Source organism: Xenorhabdus sp. XBWT, from assembly GCF_059072735.1.
Window position 1 is genome coordinate 3,887,436 of the sequence record NZ_CM180990.1, and the last position, 17,820, is coordinate 3,905,255.

Here is a 17,820-nt window from a genome sequence, read left to right on the forward strand (position 1 = left end):
CACCTTATATTTAGGTTCAGACGTTATCCCGATAAAACGCACGGTGAATGCCCAGTTCCAGACCACGGATCTCAGCCAGTCCTTTAAGGCGGCCAATCGCTGAATAACCCGGATTTACTTTCTTGTTCAGGTCATCCAGTATTTGATGCCCGTGATCGGGACGCATTGGAATTAGATACTCTTCGCCCGCTTCCCGCCGACGATGCTCTTCTTCTGCTATCGCTTTAATGACTTCATACATATCCACATCACCCGCAAGATGAGCCGCCTCATGGAATGTTCGTGGATTTTCTTCACGCAGGGTCGAGCGCAAATGCAGGAAATAGATCCGTGAACCAAATAATTTGATCATCTTCACTAAATCATTATCTGCGCGCACCCCGTAAGAGCCGGTACACATCGTGTAACCATTGGCATGACTGTCTACGGTTTCAGCTATCCAGCGCATATCATCCAACGTCGAAACAATGCGTGGCAGACCGAATATCTCGCGGGGCGGATCATCAGGATGAACCGCCATTTTGATACCGGTTTCTTCTGCAACCGGAATAATTTTTCTCAGGAAATAGGCAAAGTGCTCATGCAATTTAGCCTTATCAATATCTGAATAACGTCCCAGGTGTTGGCGAAATTCTTCTAAGGTATAACCTTCTTCCGCGCCGGGAAGACCCGCTATGATCGTATTTATAAGTTTTTGTTTTTCTTCTTCTGTCATTGCAGCAAAACGTATCTTCGCCTGTGCAATCTCTTCATCTGTATAATCTTTTTCTGCTCCTTTACGTTGTAGAATATGAATGTCAAAAACAGCGAACTCTATTTGATCAAAACGCAGTGCTTTTGAACCATCAGGCAATGGATATTCCAAGTCCGTGCGTGTCCAATCCAGAACAGGCATGAAGTTATAACACACCGTTTTGATTCCACAGGCAGCGAGATTACGCAAAGTCTGCTGATAATTTGTTATCCATTGATCATATGCTCCCGTATGTGTTTTGATATCTTCATGGATGGGCACACTCTCCACCACCGACCATTCCAGTTGATTGGCTTCAATCAGCGCGTTACGCTCTTCAATCTCAGCGACAGGCCAGATTTCGCCGTTGGGAATATGATGCAACGCCGTCACTACCCCTGTTGCTCCCGCCTGACGGATATCAGCCAACGAAACGGGATCTATCGGGCCATACCAACGCCAAGTTTGTTTCATGATTGACCTCTTCTTTCCTTCATAAACATTCTTTCATAAACAGTTTTCGCTTTTACACCCTTCACCTTTCATTCGGTTAACCAATAAAAAGGGAGATACGTTAAGCAGGGGTATAGTTCAAAATCAATTCAGGTAGCCATAAACTCAACTGAGGCAAATAAGTGACCAGTGCCAGCGCCGCGATCAACGCAATATACATCGGGATCAGAGGCTTCAAGACCTTATCAATACTGACATCACCCACTGAACAACCGACAAACAATGCACTGCCGACGGGGGGTGTACAAATCCCAATCGCCAAATTAAATGTCATGATGATGCCGAAATGAACCGGATCGATTCCCATATCCAGCGCGACGGGTAAAAAAATCGGCGTGAAAATCAGGACAGCGGGTGTCATGTCCATAAATATCCCGACAATCAGGAGAATGATATTAATCACCAACAAGATCGTCAGTGGATTATCAGAAACGGCCATTAACATATCCGCTATCAGATACGGCAGATCCGCGTTTGCCATCGCCCAAGACATGCCCATTGAAGCACCAATTAATAGCAGAACAATCGAGGTAGTGACGGCTGAATCAAGGATGATTTTCGGTAATTGCCTGAAACTCACTTCGCGATAGATGATCACCGCCAGAACAAAACTATAGAGAACCGCAATGGCAGACGCTTCCGTCGCCGTAAAAATTCCGCCAATAATCCCCCCCATAATGACCGCAATCAGCATTAATGACGGTATAGCTTTCCACGCAACATTAAAAAATTCGTTCCACGTGGGTTGGGCAGCAACAGGATAAGATCTCCGCTTTGCAATAATGGCGGATACAATCATAAGTGAAATTCCCATGATAATACCGGGGATATATCCCGACAAAAACAGGGCAGCAATGGATGTGCCACCAGAAACCAACGAATAGACAATCAACGTATTGCTGGGAGGGATCAATAAACCAGAAGGGCAAGAAGCAATATTCACCGCAGCAGATAACGCAGGATCATAACCCTCTTTTTTCTCCATCGGCGCCATTGTGCCGCCTACCGCAGCCGCTGATGCCACTGCCGAGCCGGAAATAGCCCCGAACAGCATATTAGCCATAATATTGACGTGCATTAATGAGCCGGGTAAACGGCCGCCAATGACTTTTGCCAGATTAATCAAACGTGCAGCAATCCCGCCTTGGTTCATGATATTCCCTGCAAGAATAAAGAACGGGATCGCCAATAAAGAGAAGTTATCAACTCCCGCCACCATACGCTGCGAAACAACAGCAATAGCAGATTCCAACGGTAACGTGAGCATAATTGCAACTAACGAGGACAGACCTATCGCAAATGAAACGGGCACACTGAGCGCCAGCAGTACCGCAAATATGCCAAAGAGCGCGGAAATCACATACCAATCCATCCTATAACCTCACATCGCCACAATTTATTATTTACCGGCAACCCATTGTGGTTGACCTGAAACGTGTTGAATAATTGAGATAACATCAACCAGCGCATAGAAAATCATAAATGCACCACTGACGGGCAGACATAAATAGATGTAACCCATCTGCCAACCTAAAGAGGGCGTGATTTGACCACTTGCCAGCGTTGATGAGGCAAGAACACAACCACCGTAAATAAGCACAATGGCCGCAAATGCAATGATGGCCACCTGAATAATCAGGCCGACAACACTCTTCTTTATTCCGGTTAATTTCAGCATCAGCAGATCGATAGCAAGATGACGATGCTGACCCGTTGTATAAGCAGCACCAATCATGGCAACCCACATAAAGAGATAACGCGCCAGTTCATCTGTCACAGTGCTGGGTGCGCTTAAAACATAACGGGAAATCACTTGCCATAACACGCAGAAAACCAGAAAAACCGACAGGCAGATAGTAAAAAAGGCCAAACTTTTATTAACAATCACTACAAGATTCTTCATACGCCTTGCCCTTACATTTTTGGTTAACCAATAAAACCAATGTCCATATCGGCCTTTAAAGCATAGAAGAACTGATAAATGAAAAGAAGCGAATCAGATCACAGTTTAAATTGGTAAACCAATGATTCGCTAAATTTGCGATCATGGTCAACCAATTTGTTTTTATATTTTGCTTAACCCATTGGTGATGGCTACTGTTTACACGTAGAAAATAACAAAAACCTGATCCTTACCTCTGGGGAATAAAATGAAAAACAGCAAACACGTTTTGTATACAGTGATTGGCGCGCTGTTTGCGCTGAGTGCATCACAGGCTTTTGCCGCAACAACGCTTAAACTCAGCCATAATCAAAACCGCGACCATGCAGTTCATAAGGCCATGACCCAATTCGCTGATGAAGTGAAAGAAAAAACCGATGGCGAAATACGCATCCGTATCTATCCAGATGCTCAACTGGGCAATCAGCGTGAATCAATGGAATTGATGCAAAACGGAGCTTTGGATATCGTTAAATCCAATGCCGCAGAATTAGAAGCGTTTTCTCCGGCCTATTCCGTCTTTAACCTGCCCTATTTGTTCCGCGATAAAGCCCACTACCAAAAAATTCTCAGCAACGAGATCGGTAAAGAAATCCTCGGTTCAAGCCAGAATAGCGGCTTTATTGGCCTGACCTACTATGATGCGGGGTCACGCGGTTTCTATGCAAAAAAACCGATCTATACACCTGACGATCTAAAAGATCTGAAAATTCGTGTACAACCCAGTCCATCAGCAATTTCAATGGTAAAAGCACTGGGAGGCAACCCGACCCCCTTAGCTTATGGTGAACTCTATACCGCATTACAACAGGGTGTTATTGATGCAGCGGAAAATAATATTCCCTCTTTTACCTTAAGCCGTCATAGTGAAGTCACGAAATTCTTCTCACTTGATGAACACACGATGATCCCCGACGTGTTGCTAATCTCGACGAAATCATTAAATAAACTGACGGATGAACAGCAAGCAATCGTGAAAAAAGCCGCGCTAAATTCCTCAAAATACATGACTCAACTTTGGGAAACATCAGAGAATGAAGAACGCGCCAAAGCAGAAAAACAAAATGTTAAGTTTATTACCGTGGACAAAATGACTTTCCAAGAAGCAGTTAAACCGATGTATGACGACATTGCTAAAACCAACCCTGAACTCTCTGAAATGGTAGATCATATCCGTACAATTGAGTAAATACCTCCATTTATCTATGAGTGGTTATATTTCTAAGGGCAATACCTTAAAATGAGATCATTTTTAGTCGTTCACCTTACGCACACTAAACCTACAGCGACATTTAATGATGAACATTGAAGACCTCAAACGGCCTTATCAGGAAGTGGGCCACTCATTACGCCAAATCATTGCGACTGATCACTATAAGATCGGTGATCGCCTCCCTCCAGAGCGTGAAATCGCAGATATGCTTGGCGTCTCCCGCGCCCTGATTCGTGAAGCGATCATCATGCTGGAATTAGAGAACCTGATTGAAGTCCGCAAAGGTTATGGCCGGAATTCGGGGATTTACATCATCAACCTGCCAAAAGCCGCTGAGACTTACGTGGAGAATGCGGCAGGGCCTTTTGAGTTATTACAAGCACGCCAATTACTGGAAAGCAATATTGCTGAATTCGCGGCAACCCAAGTTACACCAATCGATATTGCCAATATGCGTCAGGTACTGGAAAAAGAAAAAAATGATCTGGAATCAGGTGAAGATGAATCCGGCGACAGAGAATTTCATCTGGCCATCGCACAAGCAACGCATAACAGCATGCTGGTTGAACTGCTAAAGCAGTCTTGGACATGGCGCGAAAATAACCCGATGTGGATGAAATTACACAGCCGGATCACGAATACCGACTACCGCCGGGAATGGCTGAATGATCATCAGGCGATTTTGGCTGCTATGGTCAAAAAAGACCCTGTGGCTGCGAAACAAGCCATGTGGCAGCATCTGGAAAACGTGAAACAGCGATTGCTGGAGTTATCAGATGTCGATGATCCTGACTTTGATGGGTATTTGTTTGAGTCTTATCCGGTTGGGATTGGAAGGTGAGATTTTCTGGGGTTATTTGGGTGACTGAGATTCGGTGATTTACTCAATCACTAAGATAATACAATTCTTCACGATGCAAGGAATAATACAGACTTCTGGTCAGAAATCTTACTGTCATAAGGCATTACTCATACAATTTCAGTCATAGTAATGGTATTAAATCCTTGTGATGATTTACAGCGTGTCGGCGGAACGGGCGATGGTGGTATTGATGGCATTATTTCATTGGATAAACTCGGCTTAGAAAAAGTCTATGTCCAAGCAAAACGCTGGCAGTCAACCGTAGGCCGACCTGAATTACAAGCTTTTTACGGTGCTCTTGCAGGCCATAAAGCCAAACGCGGGGTTTTCATCACTACATCAGGGTTTACCACACAAGCCGTCAAGTTCGCCCAATCTGTTGAAGGGCTTGTACTGGTTGATGGTAATCGCTTGGTACATCTGATGATGAATAATGAAGTTGGCGTCAGTTCGCGTATGCTTAAAGTTCCCAAATTAGATACTGACTACTTTGATTAGTCACATTCAGAAAGTACTAAGGACGACGTTGAAGATATTTTGTTAGTATACTTGCCATCACAGTAATACGAATTTGAGATCAACATGGCTAAAGAAGTATCTAAAAAAAACAAAGCAAAAAAAGGATTTGAAGACACCTTATGGGATACCGCTAACCAACTTAGAGGCAGTGTCGAATCCTCTGAATATAAACATGTCGTGCTGAGCCTTGTTTTTTTAAAGTTTATTAGCGACAAATTTGAGCAACGCCGTCAGAAAATGTTAAATGAAGGCCAACAAGCCTTTGTCGATATGGAAGTCTTTTACCAGCAAGATAATATTTTTTATCTGCCTGAAGAAGCGCGCTGGTCATTCATCCAAGAGCGCACCAAGCAAGATAATATCGCGGTACTTATCGATACGGCGCTCTCTACAATAGAGAAACGTAACCCGGCTTTAAAAGGCGCGTTACCCGATAATTACTTCAGCCGTCAAAATCTGGAGCCTAAAAAACTGGCATCGTTGATCGACTCCATTAATAACATCGAAACCATTGCTCATGAAACCGGTGTTAAAGAACTTTCCAAAGAAGATTTAATCGGCAGAGTTTATGAATATTTCCTCGGTAAATTTGCCGCGACTGAAGGTAAAGGCGGCGGTGAATTCTATACTCCAAAATGCATAGTAACCTTGCTAACTGAAATGCTAGAACCTTTCCAAGGTAAGGTCTATGACCCATGCTGTGGTTCTGGTGGGATGTTTGTACAATCAGTCAAATTTGTAGAAAGCCATCAGGGTAAAAGCCGTGATATTGCCATTTATGGGCAAGAACTTACTGCTACTACATACAAACTAGCGAAAATGAACCTCGCTATTCGTGGGTTATCAGGCAATCTGGGAGAAAGACCCGCAGATACTTTCTTTAACGATCAACACCCAGATTTAAAAGCCGACTATATTCTTTCTAATCCGCCCTTTAACTTAAAAGAGTGGCGTCAAGAAACAGAACTGACTGACGATCGACGTTTTGCTGGCTACCGTACTCCTCCAACCGGAAATGCTAACTACGGCTGGATATTACATATGCTCTCCAAGCTAAGTGCTACCGGTACTGCGGGTTTTGTGCTGGCTAATGGTTCCATGAGTTCCAATACCAGTGGTGAAGGAGAAATTCGCGCACAAATGATCGAAAACGATCTGCTTGAGTGCATGATTGCTCTTCCCAACCAACTTTTCTATACAACCCAGATCCCCGCTTGCCTATGGTTTTTCACCAAAAATAAAAACGTGGATGCTGCTAAAGGCTATCGTAATCGCCAAGGTGAAACGCTGTTTATTGATGCCCGTAATTTGGGTTCAATGATTAGCCGCACCAATAAAGAACTGACAGCAGAAGATATCTCTACGATTGCCGATACTTACCACGCTTGGCGTAGTACGCCAAAAGAGCTGGCAGAGCGTATTAAACGTGGTGACAGTAAGCTGGAAAAATATGAAGATATTGCTGGGTTCTGCAAGGTAGCAACCATTGAAGAAATCAAAGCTAACGATTATGTAATGACTCCGGGGCGCTATGTGGGTGCAGTGGAGCAGGAAGATGATGGTATTGCTTTTGAAGCCAAGATGCGTCAGTTATCACAGGCACTATTCAAGCAGATGACGCAGGCAGAAGAATTGGACAAGGCAATTCGCCAGAATCTGGAGGTATTAGGTTATGGTGAATAAATGGCCTACAATTCGCCTAGGAGACTTTTGCCTCAAAATTGGTAGTGGTGCTACTCCCAAAGGTGGGAGTAATGTCTACGATACTACTGGCACAACGTATTTGATAAGAAGTCAAAATATATATAATGATGGTTTCAACTCTAATGGCCTTGTCTATATCAACGATGAAGCTGCAATCAAACTTAAAAATGTTATGGTTCAAAAAAACGATATTTTACTGAATATCACCGGAGATTCAGTTGCGCGTGTTTGCCTAGCACCAGAACATTTTTTACCAGCCCGAGTAAACCAACACGTCGCAATTATTCGTCCAGACCCTAAACATTTTGATCCCCGTTTTATTCGGTATTTCCTGTCCAGTCCCTATGTACATCAGTTTTTATTAACTCTTTCAAGCGCCGGAGCAACGAGAAATGCTTTAACTAAAGGAATGATAGAAAATCTTGAAGTACCAAAGCCTCCATTAGATATACAAAATGCTATAGCAAATAATTTAGAATGTTTTGATAGTAAGATATTAATTAGCCAACAAATAAACCAAACCCTAGAACAAATATCACAAACTCTATTCAAATCTTGGTTTGTCGATTTCGATCCAGTGATTGACAACGCCTTGGAAGCAGGAAATTCAATTCCTGACAGCCTTCAGAAACGGGCTGAACTACGCCAGAAGGTACGTAACAGTTCAGAATTAAAACCGCTTTCGAATGAAATTCGTGCTCTATTTCCAGCAGAATTTGAAGAAACAGAATTAGGATGGGTACCGAAAGGATGGATTATTGACAATATACAAAATATTGCATTCTTGAATCCCAACTCATGGTCCAGTAAAAATTCTCCTAAAAACATTGAATATGTCGATCTTTCTAATGCAAAAGATGGTTCAATTTTATCAACTGGATTCTATCTCTTTGACGATGCACCAAGCAGAGCAAGAAGAATATTAAATAAACATGATATTATTTTTGGATTAGTGAGACCTGCAAATAGATCTTTTGCTTACGTACATAAAGAAGGTTTAACAGGTAGTACAGGATTTGCCGTCATCAGAGCGAAAAAAAACTACTATAAGAATTATATATACAGTTGCCTAACAGATAGAAAAAATATTGAAGAATTTACAAGAATCGCTGACGGTGGTGCATATCCGGCAATAAGACCTGATGATATTTCTAGCTTGAAAATTATTCTTCCCTCAGAGTTAATTCTTAAGCATTTCGATGAACTAGTTAGCAATTTCAGAGAAAAAATGATTGTTAACCTATCCAGCAATCATTATTTAACCCAACTCCGTGACACCCTACTCCCAAAACTAATCTCCGGCGAGCTATCACTAAAAGATCTTCCAGAACCCATAATGGAAGCAGATACAGTCTAACTTTTAGCCCCTTTCACAAGGGGGTTTTCTTTTATTTTTAAGAGATTGAGTAACAGGTCAAAGTAAAAATAAGAAAAACTATTGTATGATTAGCTGCTTCAATAGTTAGGAGCGGAAATAAGTAATGAGCCTGAAATTTAGCGAAGAAAAGTTAGAAAATGCCATTATCGAATTGTTAGGAGAACAAGGTTATCCCCATATACCAGGTGAAAGCCTTACCAGAACCGATCAAGAACAGGTGATCATTGTCGACGATCTCCGCAATTATCTGACCACCCGTTATCAAGCAGATAGCCTGACTGACAATGAAATCGAACGGATTATTCGCCAGCTCACCACTCTTTCCGCCAGCGATCTCTACGAAAGTAATAAAACATTTTGTTTCTGGTTATCTAACGGCTTTCTATTTAAACGAGATGACCGAGCAGAAAAAGATCTCTATATCGAGCTTATTGATACCCGTCACCTACCTGCAGCACTACAACAGTTATTTAGTCACGATGAAATACTACAACAACAAGCAGCGGAACCCACTGCTTTCTATTATTCTACCCACTCGGTTAATCGATTTAAGGTAGTAAACCAATTCGAAATAATCGGCAAAGATAGCCAATCCCGAATTCCAGATACTATTCTCTATATTAATGGGCTGCCATTAGTTGTATTTGAATTTAAAAGTGCCATTCGCGAGCAAAAAGCCAACTTAGACGATGCCTGGAGACAACTCTGTGTCCGCTATCGCCGTGATATTCCACAATTGTTCGTTTACAACGCAATGTGCATTATTAGTGATGGTGTTAATAACCGGATGGGTAACCTATTTGCTCCTTATGAATATTTTTATTCCTGGCGCAAAATTACCGGAGATGAAAGTCGTGAGCAGGATGGCATTCGTTCGTTGTATACCATGATTGGAGGACTATTTCACCCAATACGCTTGCTGGATGTCATCAAAAACTTTATCTGTTTCCCGGATAATGCAAATAGAGAAATTAAAATCTGCTGTCGCTATCCACAATATTACGCTGCCCGCAAACTCTATTACAGTATTAAACAAGCACGTAAGCCGCAAGGTAACGGAAAAGGCGGTACCTATTTTGGTGCCACCGGGTGTGGAAAAAGTTACACCATGCAGTTTTTAACTCGCCTATTAATGAAGAGCGTAGATTTTGCCAGTCCTACAATTGTATTAATCACTGATCGTACTGATCTAGATGAACAATTATCCCGACAATTTTGTAACGCAACAAAATATATCGGAGATGACACGATTATCTCCGTTAAAAATCGCGAAGACTTACGTGAAAAACTCGCTGGGTGTAACAGTGGCGGCGTATTTCTGACAACAATTCATAAATTCACCGAAGACACAGAATTACTTTCAGAACGTAACAATATTATCTGTATCTCTGACGAAGCACACAGAAGCCAAATCAACCTCGACCAGAAAGTACTCATTGATAACAAAACAGGGCGTGTTCGCAAAACCTATGGTTTTGCCAAATACCTTCGCGACTCATTACCATCAGCAACTTATGTGGGTTTTACCGGCACCCCTATTGATGCCACATTAGATGTATTTGGTGAAATTATCGATAGTTATACCATGGCCGAATCGGTGAAAGATGGTATTACAGTTCCCATCGTTTACGAAGGACGCGCAGCAAAAATCATTCTGGATAACAGCAAACTAGAAGAAATTGAAAAATACTACGAAGAGTGTGCTGCTGCTGGCACTAACGACTATCAAATAGATGAAAGTAAAAAAGCGTCAGCTCATATGAACGCTATTTTGGGAGATCCGGATCGTCTGCGGGCATTAGCCGATGATTTTGCAAAACATTACGACAAGCGTGTAGCAGAAGGTTCAACAATAAAAGGCAAAGCTATGTTTGTCTGTGCTAGCCGTAATATTGCCTGGGAATTTTACAAACAACTTAAAGCGATACGCCCCGTCTGGTTTGAAGTACAACAAACTTCAGATGATACCGAGCTAACCGAAGCTGAAAAAGAAAAACTACTGCCATCTGAAATGGTGAAGATGATCATGACGCGTGATAAAGATGATGAAGAAACGCTTTATGATTTACTTGGTAGTAAGGAACATCGTAAGGAACTGGATACACAGTTCAAAAATCCGAACTCAAACTTCAAAATTGCCATTGTTGTAGATATGTGGGTAACGGGATTTGATGTACCCGAATTGGATACTATTTATATCGACAAACCTCTGCAAAAACACAATCTCATTCAGACTATCTCACGAGTAAACCGTAGTCTTCAAGGAAAAGGCAAAGGCTTGGTAGTCGACTATATTGGTATCAAACGACAAATGAATCAAGCATTAGCCATGTATTCAAAGGTTGACTCGACCAACTTTGAAGATGTCGCTCTATCTATTACTACAGTGAAGGATCATATTGATTTACTGAAAAATATTTTCCATAAGTTTGATAGCCAAGATTATTTTAGTGGTGAAGCACGAGCACAGTTAACATGCCTAAATCGTGCTGCTGAATTTGTGCTGCAAACCAAAAAGCTAGAACATCGCTTTATGGGATTAGTTAAACGTCTAAAAGCCGCTTATGACATATGTTGTGGCAGCGAGTTATTAACTCAAGAAGAACGCGATCATATTCACTTCTTCTTAGCTGTCCGTTCCATCGTCTTTAAACTGACTAAAGGTGATGCTCCGGATGTGACTCAAATGAATACCAAAGTACGCAAAATGATTGCTGACGCACTAAAATCCAACGGCGTTGAAGAACTATACACACTAGGTGAAGACAAAGCTGAATCCATAGACATTTTTGATGATGACTACATGGACCGTGTTAACAAAATCAAGTTACCCAATACAAAAATACAGTTACTGCAAAAATTATTAGGAAAAGCCATTAGCGAATTTAAAAAGGTCAACCAACTACAGGGAGTCAATTTTTCCCGCCGTTTTCAAGCGATCCTTGATCGTTATAACGAACGCAGAGAAGATGACATCTTAAATGGTGAAGAATTTGAAACTTTCAGCCAAGAAATGGCAGATATCATCTACGATATTAAAACCGAAATGGGCACTTACGTCGAAATGGGAATTGATATTGAAGAAAAAGCTTTTTATGACATTTTGTTCCATATGCGTGAAAAATATCAATTCACCTATGACGATGACAAAATGCTCATTTTGGCTAAAGATATGAAACTAGTCATTGATAATACAGCTCAATATCCAGATTGGAGTAAACGCGACGACATTAAAGCAAAACTCAAGGTGGATTTGATTCTTCTGCTGCACAAGCATGGCTTTCCTCCAATAGCGAATGATGAAGTCTATTACGGTGTGCTGGCACAAGCAGAAAATTTTAAAATGAATCGAATGAATCAGACTATCTAAAGTGGCCTGCTTACCAGAAGAATAAAATGCTACATGCTATGCTGTAAGGTGAAGTGAAAAGTGCTATTAGTGCGGCTACGAATCCTTACACATAGCATATCCTTTGTTATGCCATAGATTCATATACAACCGAATCTCTCATGGATGTTTCATCAGCACTCTGTCAGAATGCAGGATAGTTTTTTTGTCGTTATTCTATTTTTTACACGATACGAGAAGAAGGTCATGGCAAGTTCGGAGCAGCTTAAAGCATTATTGCAATCTCATCTGGAAAAAGATGATGACAGATTTATGTCTGTCGCATTGCAAGTTGCTGCTCATGAAGCTCGCCGCGGGCATGGCAAACTTGCTCAAGAGTTAAGGGATATTGTTGAAGCTGCTAAGAAGAAATCTAGCCTCAATAAAAATGCTCCAATATCAATAGCTAAAGGCATACAAGACACCAGCGGTCTACTATTTACCTCCCATCCTAAAAATAAACTTGTCGATCTTATTGCCAAAGATGAACTAAAAAACAGACTTGAACGTTTGATTCGTGAACAAAAATTCATGGCAAAACTGAAAAGTCATGGTTTATCTCCACGAAGAAAAGTGCTTTTAGTTGGCCCTCCGGGAACAGGGAAAACATTTACAGCATCAATTCTAGCTGGAGAGCTTGATTATCCCTTATTTCAAGTCAGATTAGACGCTCTGATTACAAAATTTATGGGCGAGTCATCTGCAAAGTTAAGGCAAGTTTTTGACGCTATTAATAATGTCCGAGGCGTTTATTTTTTTGATGAATTTGATGCTCTTGGCTCGCAAAGAAACGCTGGAAATGACGTTGGTGAAGCGAGAAGGATCCTTAATAGTTTCCTTCAAATGATTGAACAAGATGAATCCAACAGCCTAATTGTTTGTGCTACAAACCATATTGAGATACTTGATCACGCTCTTTTCAGGCGATTTGATGATGTCATTCGATACGAGCTTCCCGAAGATGATGAAATAATTATTCTGTTTAAAAATAGATTAACTCCATTCGTCGCGAAGAATTTCTCCTGGAAGAAGTTACCTGATAAAGCAAAAGGACTGAGTAGCGCAGAAATTACAAGAGCTGCTGAAGAAGCAATAAAAGACATGCTTATTCATGGGCATAATAAAATTAGTATGCCTTTACTGGACTTAGCAATAACTGATAGAAAAAATATGCGTAATGAATTATTTTAATAGCAAAGGGATAATATGTCTCCTGTAATAAAAGAAAAAAAGCATATATTTATTGGTAAAAATGGAAAAGTAAAAAAGTATACTGCTTATCCAGCTCGTTTCTCACCTCCAGGTATACCAATACGTAATCAATATGAGCATGGCCACCAACTTTATCATCAAATTACTCAAATAAAATCAGGAGAAGGACTACTACTTAACGAAGCAGAAGAGTACGAACTCGATTCTGTTTTAGGAATACAAGTTACTTTTGAAAGTTACTCAGGAATAGAATTTGACTTCGAAAAACTTGCAGACGTCAGAAGCGGCATTGAGATTCTTAATGTAATCCCAATTGATAATAAATATATAGCAACAATATTAGTTCCTATTGGGAAATTTTCTGTTCTAGAAAAGAAAATAGAACAATACCTCGCCCCTCTAAAGGATGAGAATCACAAACCTAAAAATAGCAAATTAATAAATGCAATAGAAACTATACGAAAAGCAGTTATTGAATATTTATGGAGCGATAGCCCAGAATTATATCCTAAATCACCTGATAAAATACAATGGCTTGAAATTTGGTTACCCGTTGGTACTGACAGACAAGCAATAGTCAGTGATTTTAAAAAACTATGTTCAGCTCAAAATATTAGAGTATCCCAAAGCACATTAGAATTTCCTGAAAGAACTATTCTCTTAGTAGAAGCTTCATTAAGGCAATTAAGTCAGTCAGCTTTGTTATTAAGTAAAATAGCTGAAATAAAAAAATCAAAAACTACCGCTGATTTTTTTGAACAACTTTCCATGTCAGATCAATTTGAATGGTGTAATGACCTATTGAGTAGAACATCCTTTATATCTGGTGACGACTGTCCATATATATCTATTATGGATACAGGCATAAATTCCGGCCATCCATTACTCCAACAAGTATGTAACGAAGATGACCTATTTGTCATTGATCCAAACTGGGACGCTGATGATAATGATGGGCATGGAACTTCAATGGCTGGTATTGCCACATTTGGTGACCTGTCCTTAATATTAGACTCGCAATATTCTGTACAAACCAAACATAGAATCGAATCCATAAAACTATTAAGATACTCAGGAGATAATGAAGGAAAACACCTGGGACAAATTACTGCTGACGGTATATCTCTTTCCGAAATCACCAATTTTGATAGAAAGAGAATTTATACACTTGCTCTATCTGCAAAAGATTCCATGGATAGAGGAAAACCTTCAGCATGGTCTTCCGAACTGGATTCTTTATCGGTGGATTATCTTGGAGAAAATTTATACCGTAGGCTTTTTGTTGTATGTGCGGGCAATACTGGAAGCGATTTGACAGCTTTAAAGGAATATCCCCAATATAATGAATTACAGGATATTCATGATCCCGGCCAAGCTTGGAACGTGCTAACAATTGGAGCATACACAAATAAAGTTGACATTCGAGATGAAGGGGCAGAATCATATACCCCGTTAGCTCCAAATGGCGGATTAAGCCCTTATAGTACAACCTCCGTCACTTGGATATCTTCAATGCCAATAAAACCTGAAGTTGTATTTGAAGGTGGAAATATGGGTATTGATTCGTTTTCAGCTGCTTCAATGTCTAGTCTACAGTTATTAACAACTCATCATGATATTCCAACTCGATTGTTTTCTACATTTAATGCTACCAGTGCGGCAACAGCATTAGCCGCAAAATTTGCCGCTGAAATTTATTCTGAATATCCTAATTTCTGGCCTGAAACAGTACGTGCTTTAATTGTACACTCCGCTCAATGGACTGACTCAATGAAAGCACAATTCAATTATCCCAATAAAACAGAACGCCAAAAAGCACAGCATTTAGTTCGAGTTGCGGGGTATGGTGTCCCTGATATTAAGAAAGCGCTATGGAGTATGAATAATTCGTTGGCAATGATTATCGAAGATGAATTACAACCATTTCAACCAGTGAAAGGAAAGGAACCCGCAACCAAAGATATGCACGCTCATGAATTGCCGTGGCCAAAAGAAACCCTCCTTGAATTAGGTGATGTTCAGGTAAAAATGACCGTCACACTTTCTTATTTTATTGAACCTAATCCCTCAAGCCGGAATATTTCCAATAAATATCGTTATCCAAGCCATCAACTCAGATTTGATGTGAAACGACCAACTGAATCACCACCACAGTTTTTCCAACGACTCAATCGAGAAGCAGCTAACGAAGCAAAAAATGTTTCCAAGCCCCCTAAAGATTCAAATTGGCTATTAGGAGACTTTCGTAACAAAGGCTCTATCCACAAAGATATATGGACTGGCAGTGCAGCTGATTTAGCTGAGCGTGGAATATTAGCTGTCTATCCAACTACAGGATGGTGGAGGACACGTAAAAAATTAGAAAAATATAATAAAATGGCTCGTTATTCTTTAATAATTTCTATTGAAACCACCTCCACAGATATTGATTTATACACCCCAATACAAAATGAATTGATTAATAGAAATATTTTAACGACTGAAGCCAATATTACCAACGAATAAATAATGTAAATTTAATCAGGTAGTTATAGATATGTTTAACTACCTATTTTAAGTCTATTATATATAATCATATAACATTCATAAAATTAAAAACCACCAAACCATTTTATTTTAAAGTTTATTATCAAGATAAGACCAAGCCACTGCCATTTTGACCAGTTCGTCCGTAGCATCAATATACTCATCTTGATAACCATGGCCACTAAGAATCAGTGGTATCTCTGTACATCCCATAATAAACCGTTCAACCCCAACATTTTTAAGCTGAGTAATAACAGACTCTATTAACTGATAAGCCCTTTTTCCATCTCCACTTTTATAAGCCAGAATACTTTCCATAACTCGATGTTGTTGCACATCGTCAGGTATCAAAAATCTCACATTTTCTTTTTCCAGCCTATCCTGATAAAGCCTCGCCTTTATCGTTCCCGTGGTAGCGAGAATAGCAACGTTATTAATACCTTCCTTCACAATCTTATTACACACAACCTTAATCATATTCGGAAAATAGATTTTAGTTGAAGCTGTTAAATCATCATGCCAATAATGCGCAGTATTACATGGCATAATAATACATTGCGCTCCCGCTGCTTCTAATATTCGCAATACAGCCAGCATTTTATTTAATGGCGACTCCCCACCAGAAAGTATATTTGCTGTCCTGTCAGGAATATCTGGAAATGAAACAGAAATCACCGGAATATGTTCCTGATCGCAATTTGCCGGTGTGTTTTTAATTATTTTTTCCATTGCATCTATTGTTGCTGCTGGACCCATCCCACCCAATATTCCAATTATTTTTTTCATATGCCACCCCATAAAATAATGGTTATGATGGCACAGTGATTGCGATTCGTAATTGCAATATTTCTATGCGCCATGCTGTATTTGCATAAGCTTTTTTATGTAAACCAATCAATAATAAGGTAGGAGTTATGCTTAATAATATTGAGCTAAAATGGTTATATGATGCGGTAATGTTGGAGGAGTTACGAAGTTTTACACTTGCAGCAGAACGGAGAAATATATCCCAATCTTCTTTTAGTCGGCGAATTCAGGCCCTTGAGAATGCCGTTGGTTTTGAAATATTTAATCGTGACTCTAATCCATTACAACTTTCGTTACAAGGTCGAGGTTTCATTGTCTATGCCAGAAATCTTTTAGGTGATATAGAGTATCAAATTGGAAAAATAAAAGGCGGTGAAATATCTAAACATCGTATTAATATTACTGCGGCTCACTCTCTTTCTATTTCACTTTTGCCTGAATTAATTTCTGGATTTTCAGAGAAACCGGATAAAATTTTTAATATTGAATCAATCAATGTTGATGAGGCTGTCAAGAATCTCAAAAAAGGAAAAAGTGATTTTATTCTGTCTTTCTTTAATGAAGAACTGATGACCTCTCCTTTCCTTCATCATAATGTTCTGGATGCACAATTATATCTCGTCTCTGGCTGTAAGCCTGATGGAAAACCGTTATATCGTCTAGAAAATGCGCCATTGCCGTTGATGAAATACACTGACGAAAGCTATATGGGCCGCCAAGTAAATCAGTTACTGGAAAAAGATTTCAGGGATAGATTCAACTATTTTTGTCTTTCATCCATGAGTGAATTGCTGAAACGTATGGTTCTGAATGGTCACGGTGTCGGTTGGCTGCCGGATTATTCGATCCGTGAGGAACTCAGGGAAAAGAGACTGTGTTTGCTGGAGCCAAAACAGTCTTCTATAAAAATGAGCGTATTCATTTATCGGACTCACTCTCGCCTTAACCCTTCTTCTGAGCGCTTTTGGCAATATATGAAAAAACGGTGGGCAGTAATCTGATCACCAGCCTGACATCAAATTA

General features: G+C 40.2%; 12 protein-coding genes and 1 pseudogene. 9 read left to right on the top strand and 4 right to left on the bottom strand.

From position 1 onward, the window contains the following. Nucleotides 1-16: 16 nt before the first annotated feature. The 3 genes from uxuA to AC5JQI_RS17005 form a co-directional block, all read right to left on the bottom strand. Complete coding sequence (gene uxuA, locus AC5JQI_RS16995) at nucleotides 17-1,207, bottom strand: mannonate dehydratase (protein ID WP_493913019.1); 1,191 nt, start codon at nucleotides 1,205-1,207, stop codon at nucleotides 17-19. 100 nt (nucleotides 1,208-1,307) lie between these two features. After that, nucleotides 1,308-2,618 carry a TRAP transporter large permease gene (locus AC5JQI_RS17000; protein WP_493913020.1) on the bottom strand — a complete coding sequence of 437 codons (1,311 nt, stop codon included), beginning with the start codon at nucleotides 2,616-2,618 and terminating at the stop codon, nucleotides 1,308-1,310. 27 nt (nucleotides 2,619-2,645) lie between these two features. Further along, nucleotides 2,646-3,149: a TRAP transporter small permease gene (locus AC5JQI_RS17005; RefSeq protein ID WP_237388227.1), complete on the bottom strand. Its 504-nt coding sequence runs from the start codon at nucleotides 3,147-3,149 to the stop codon at nucleotides 2,646-2,648. Between the two features lie 247 nt (nucleotides 3,150-3,396). On the opposite strand from AC5JQI_RS17005, the gene AC5JQI_RS17010 reads away from it, so the two are divergent. From AC5JQI_RS17010 to AC5JQI_RS17045, 8 genes and pseudogenes are all read left to right on the top strand, one after another. After that, nucleotides 3,397-4,377: a TRAP transporter substrate-binding protein gene (locus AC5JQI_RS17010; RefSeq protein ID WP_493913021.1), complete on the top strand. Its 981-nt coding sequence runs from the start codon at nucleotides 3,397-3,399 to the stop codon at nucleotides 4,375-4,377. A gap of 106 nt (nucleotides 4,378-4,483) precedes the next feature. Continuing rightward, nucleotides 4,484-5,242: an FCD domain-containing protein gene (locus AC5JQI_RS17015; RefSeq protein ID WP_493913022.1), complete on the top strand. Its 759-nt coding sequence runs from the start codon at nucleotides 4,484-4,486 to the stop codon at nucleotides 5,240-5,242. Nucleotides 5,243-5,410: 168 nt separating this feature from the next. After that, a pseudogene (locus tag AC5JQI_RS17020) lies at nucleotides 5,411-5,761 on the top strand (restriction endonuclease); the annotation flags it as partial. 84 nt (nucleotides 5,762-5,845) lie between these two features. Then, nucleotides 5,846-7,465, top strand: a complete 1,620-nt coding sequence (locus AC5JQI_RS17025) for a type I restriction-modification system subunit M (protein ID WP_493913023.1) — start codon at nucleotides 5,846-5,848, stop codon at nucleotides 7,463-7,465. Further along, complete coding sequence (locus AC5JQI_RS17030) at nucleotides 7,455-8,843, top strand: restriction endonuclease subunit S (RefSeq protein ID WP_493913024.1); 1,389 nt, start codon at nucleotides 7,455-7,457, stop codon at nucleotides 8,841-8,843. The genes AC5JQI_RS17025 and AC5JQI_RS17030 overlap by 11 nt, the downstream gene beginning before the upstream one ends. 124 nt (nucleotides 8,844-8,967) lie before the next feature. Next, nucleotides 8,968-12,234, top strand: a complete 3,267-nt coding sequence (locus AC5JQI_RS17035) for a type I restriction endonuclease subunit R (RefSeq protein WP_493913025.1) — start codon at nucleotides 8,968-8,970, stop codon at nucleotides 12,232-12,234. A gap of 225 nt (nucleotides 12,235-12,459) precedes the next feature. Beyond that, nucleotides 12,460-13,443, top strand: a complete 984-nt coding sequence (locus AC5JQI_RS17040; RefSeq protein ID WP_493913026.1) for an AAA family ATPase — start codon at nucleotides 12,460-12,462, stop codon at nucleotides 13,441-13,443. Between the two features lie 15 nt (nucleotides 13,444-13,458). Further along, the gene (locus tag AC5JQI_RS17045; protein WP_493913027.1) at nucleotides 13,459-15,969 is read left to right on the top strand and encodes a S8 family peptidase; all 2,511 of its coding nucleotides are present in this window, start codon (nucleotides 13,459-13,461) and stop codon (nucleotides 15,967-15,969) included. 111 nt (nucleotides 15,970-16,080) lie between these two features. Here the strand turns inward: AC5JQI_RS17045 and cuyB are convergent, their stop codons facing one another. Beyond that, nucleotides 16,081-16,776, bottom strand: a complete 696-nt coding sequence (cuyB, locus tag AC5JQI_RS17050) for a cysteate racemase (protein ID WP_493913028.1) — start codon at nucleotides 16,774-16,776, stop codon at nucleotides 16,081-16,083. Between the two features lie 128 nt (nucleotides 16,777-16,904). Between cuyB and AC5JQI_RS17055 the strand changes: the two genes are divergently transcribed. Next, nucleotides 16,905-17,798, top strand: coding sequence for a LysR substrate-binding domain-containing protein (locus AC5JQI_RS17055; RefSeq protein ID WP_493913029.1), 894 nt, complete (start codon nucleotides 16,905-16,907; stop codon nucleotides 17,796-17,798). Nucleotides 17,799-17,820 lie beyond the last annotated feature (22 nt).

Excerpts from the sequence above, each read along its gene's own strand:
- uxuA (WP_493913019.1), bottom strand. The coding sequence starts at position 1,207 with ATGAAACAAACTTGGCGTTGGTATGGCCCGATAGATCCCGTTTCGTTG.
- AC5JQI_RS17000 (WP_493913020.1), bottom strand. The coding sequence starts at position 2,618 with ATGGATTGGTATGTGATTTCCGCGCTCTTTGGCATATTTGCGGTACTG.
- AC5JQI_RS17005 (WP_237388227.1), bottom strand. The coding sequence starts at position 3,149 with ATGAAGAATCTTGTAGTGATTGTTAATAAAAGTTTGGCCTTTTTTACT.
- AC5JQI_RS17010 (WP_493913021.1), top strand. The coding sequence starts at position 3,397 with ATGAAAAACAGCAAACACGTTTTGTATACAGTGATTGGCGCGCTGTTT.
- AC5JQI_RS17015 (WP_493913022.1), top strand. The coding sequence starts at position 4,484 with ATGATGAACATTGAAGACCTCAAACGGCCTTATCAGGAAGTGGGCCAC.
- AC5JQI_RS17025 (WP_493913023.1), top strand. The coding sequence starts at position 5,846 with ATGGCTAAAGAAGTATCTAAAAAAAACAAAGCAAAAAAAGGATTTGAA.
- AC5JQI_RS17030 (WP_493913024.1), top strand. The coding sequence starts at position 7,455 with ATGGTGAATAAATGGCCTACAATTCGCCTAGGAGACTTTTGCCTCAAA.
- AC5JQI_RS17035 (WP_493913025.1), top strand. The coding sequence starts at position 8,968 with ATGAGCCTGAAATTTAGCGAAGAAAAGTTAGAAAATGCCATTATCGAA.
- AC5JQI_RS17040 (WP_493913026.1), top strand. The coding sequence starts at position 12,460 with ATGGCAAGTTCGGAGCAGCTTAAAGCATTATTGCAATCTCATCTGGAA.
- AC5JQI_RS17045 (WP_493913027.1), top strand. The coding sequence starts at position 13,459 with ATGTCTCCTGTAATAAAAGAAAAAAAGCATATATTTATTGGTAAAAAT.
- cuyB (WP_493913028.1), bottom strand. The coding sequence starts at position 16,776 with ATGAAAAAAATAATTGGAATATTGGGTGGGATGGGTCCAGCAGCAACA.
- AC5JQI_RS17055 (WP_493913029.1), top strand. The coding sequence starts at position 16,905 with ATGCTTAATAATATTGAGCTAAAATGGTTATATGATGCGGTAATGTTG.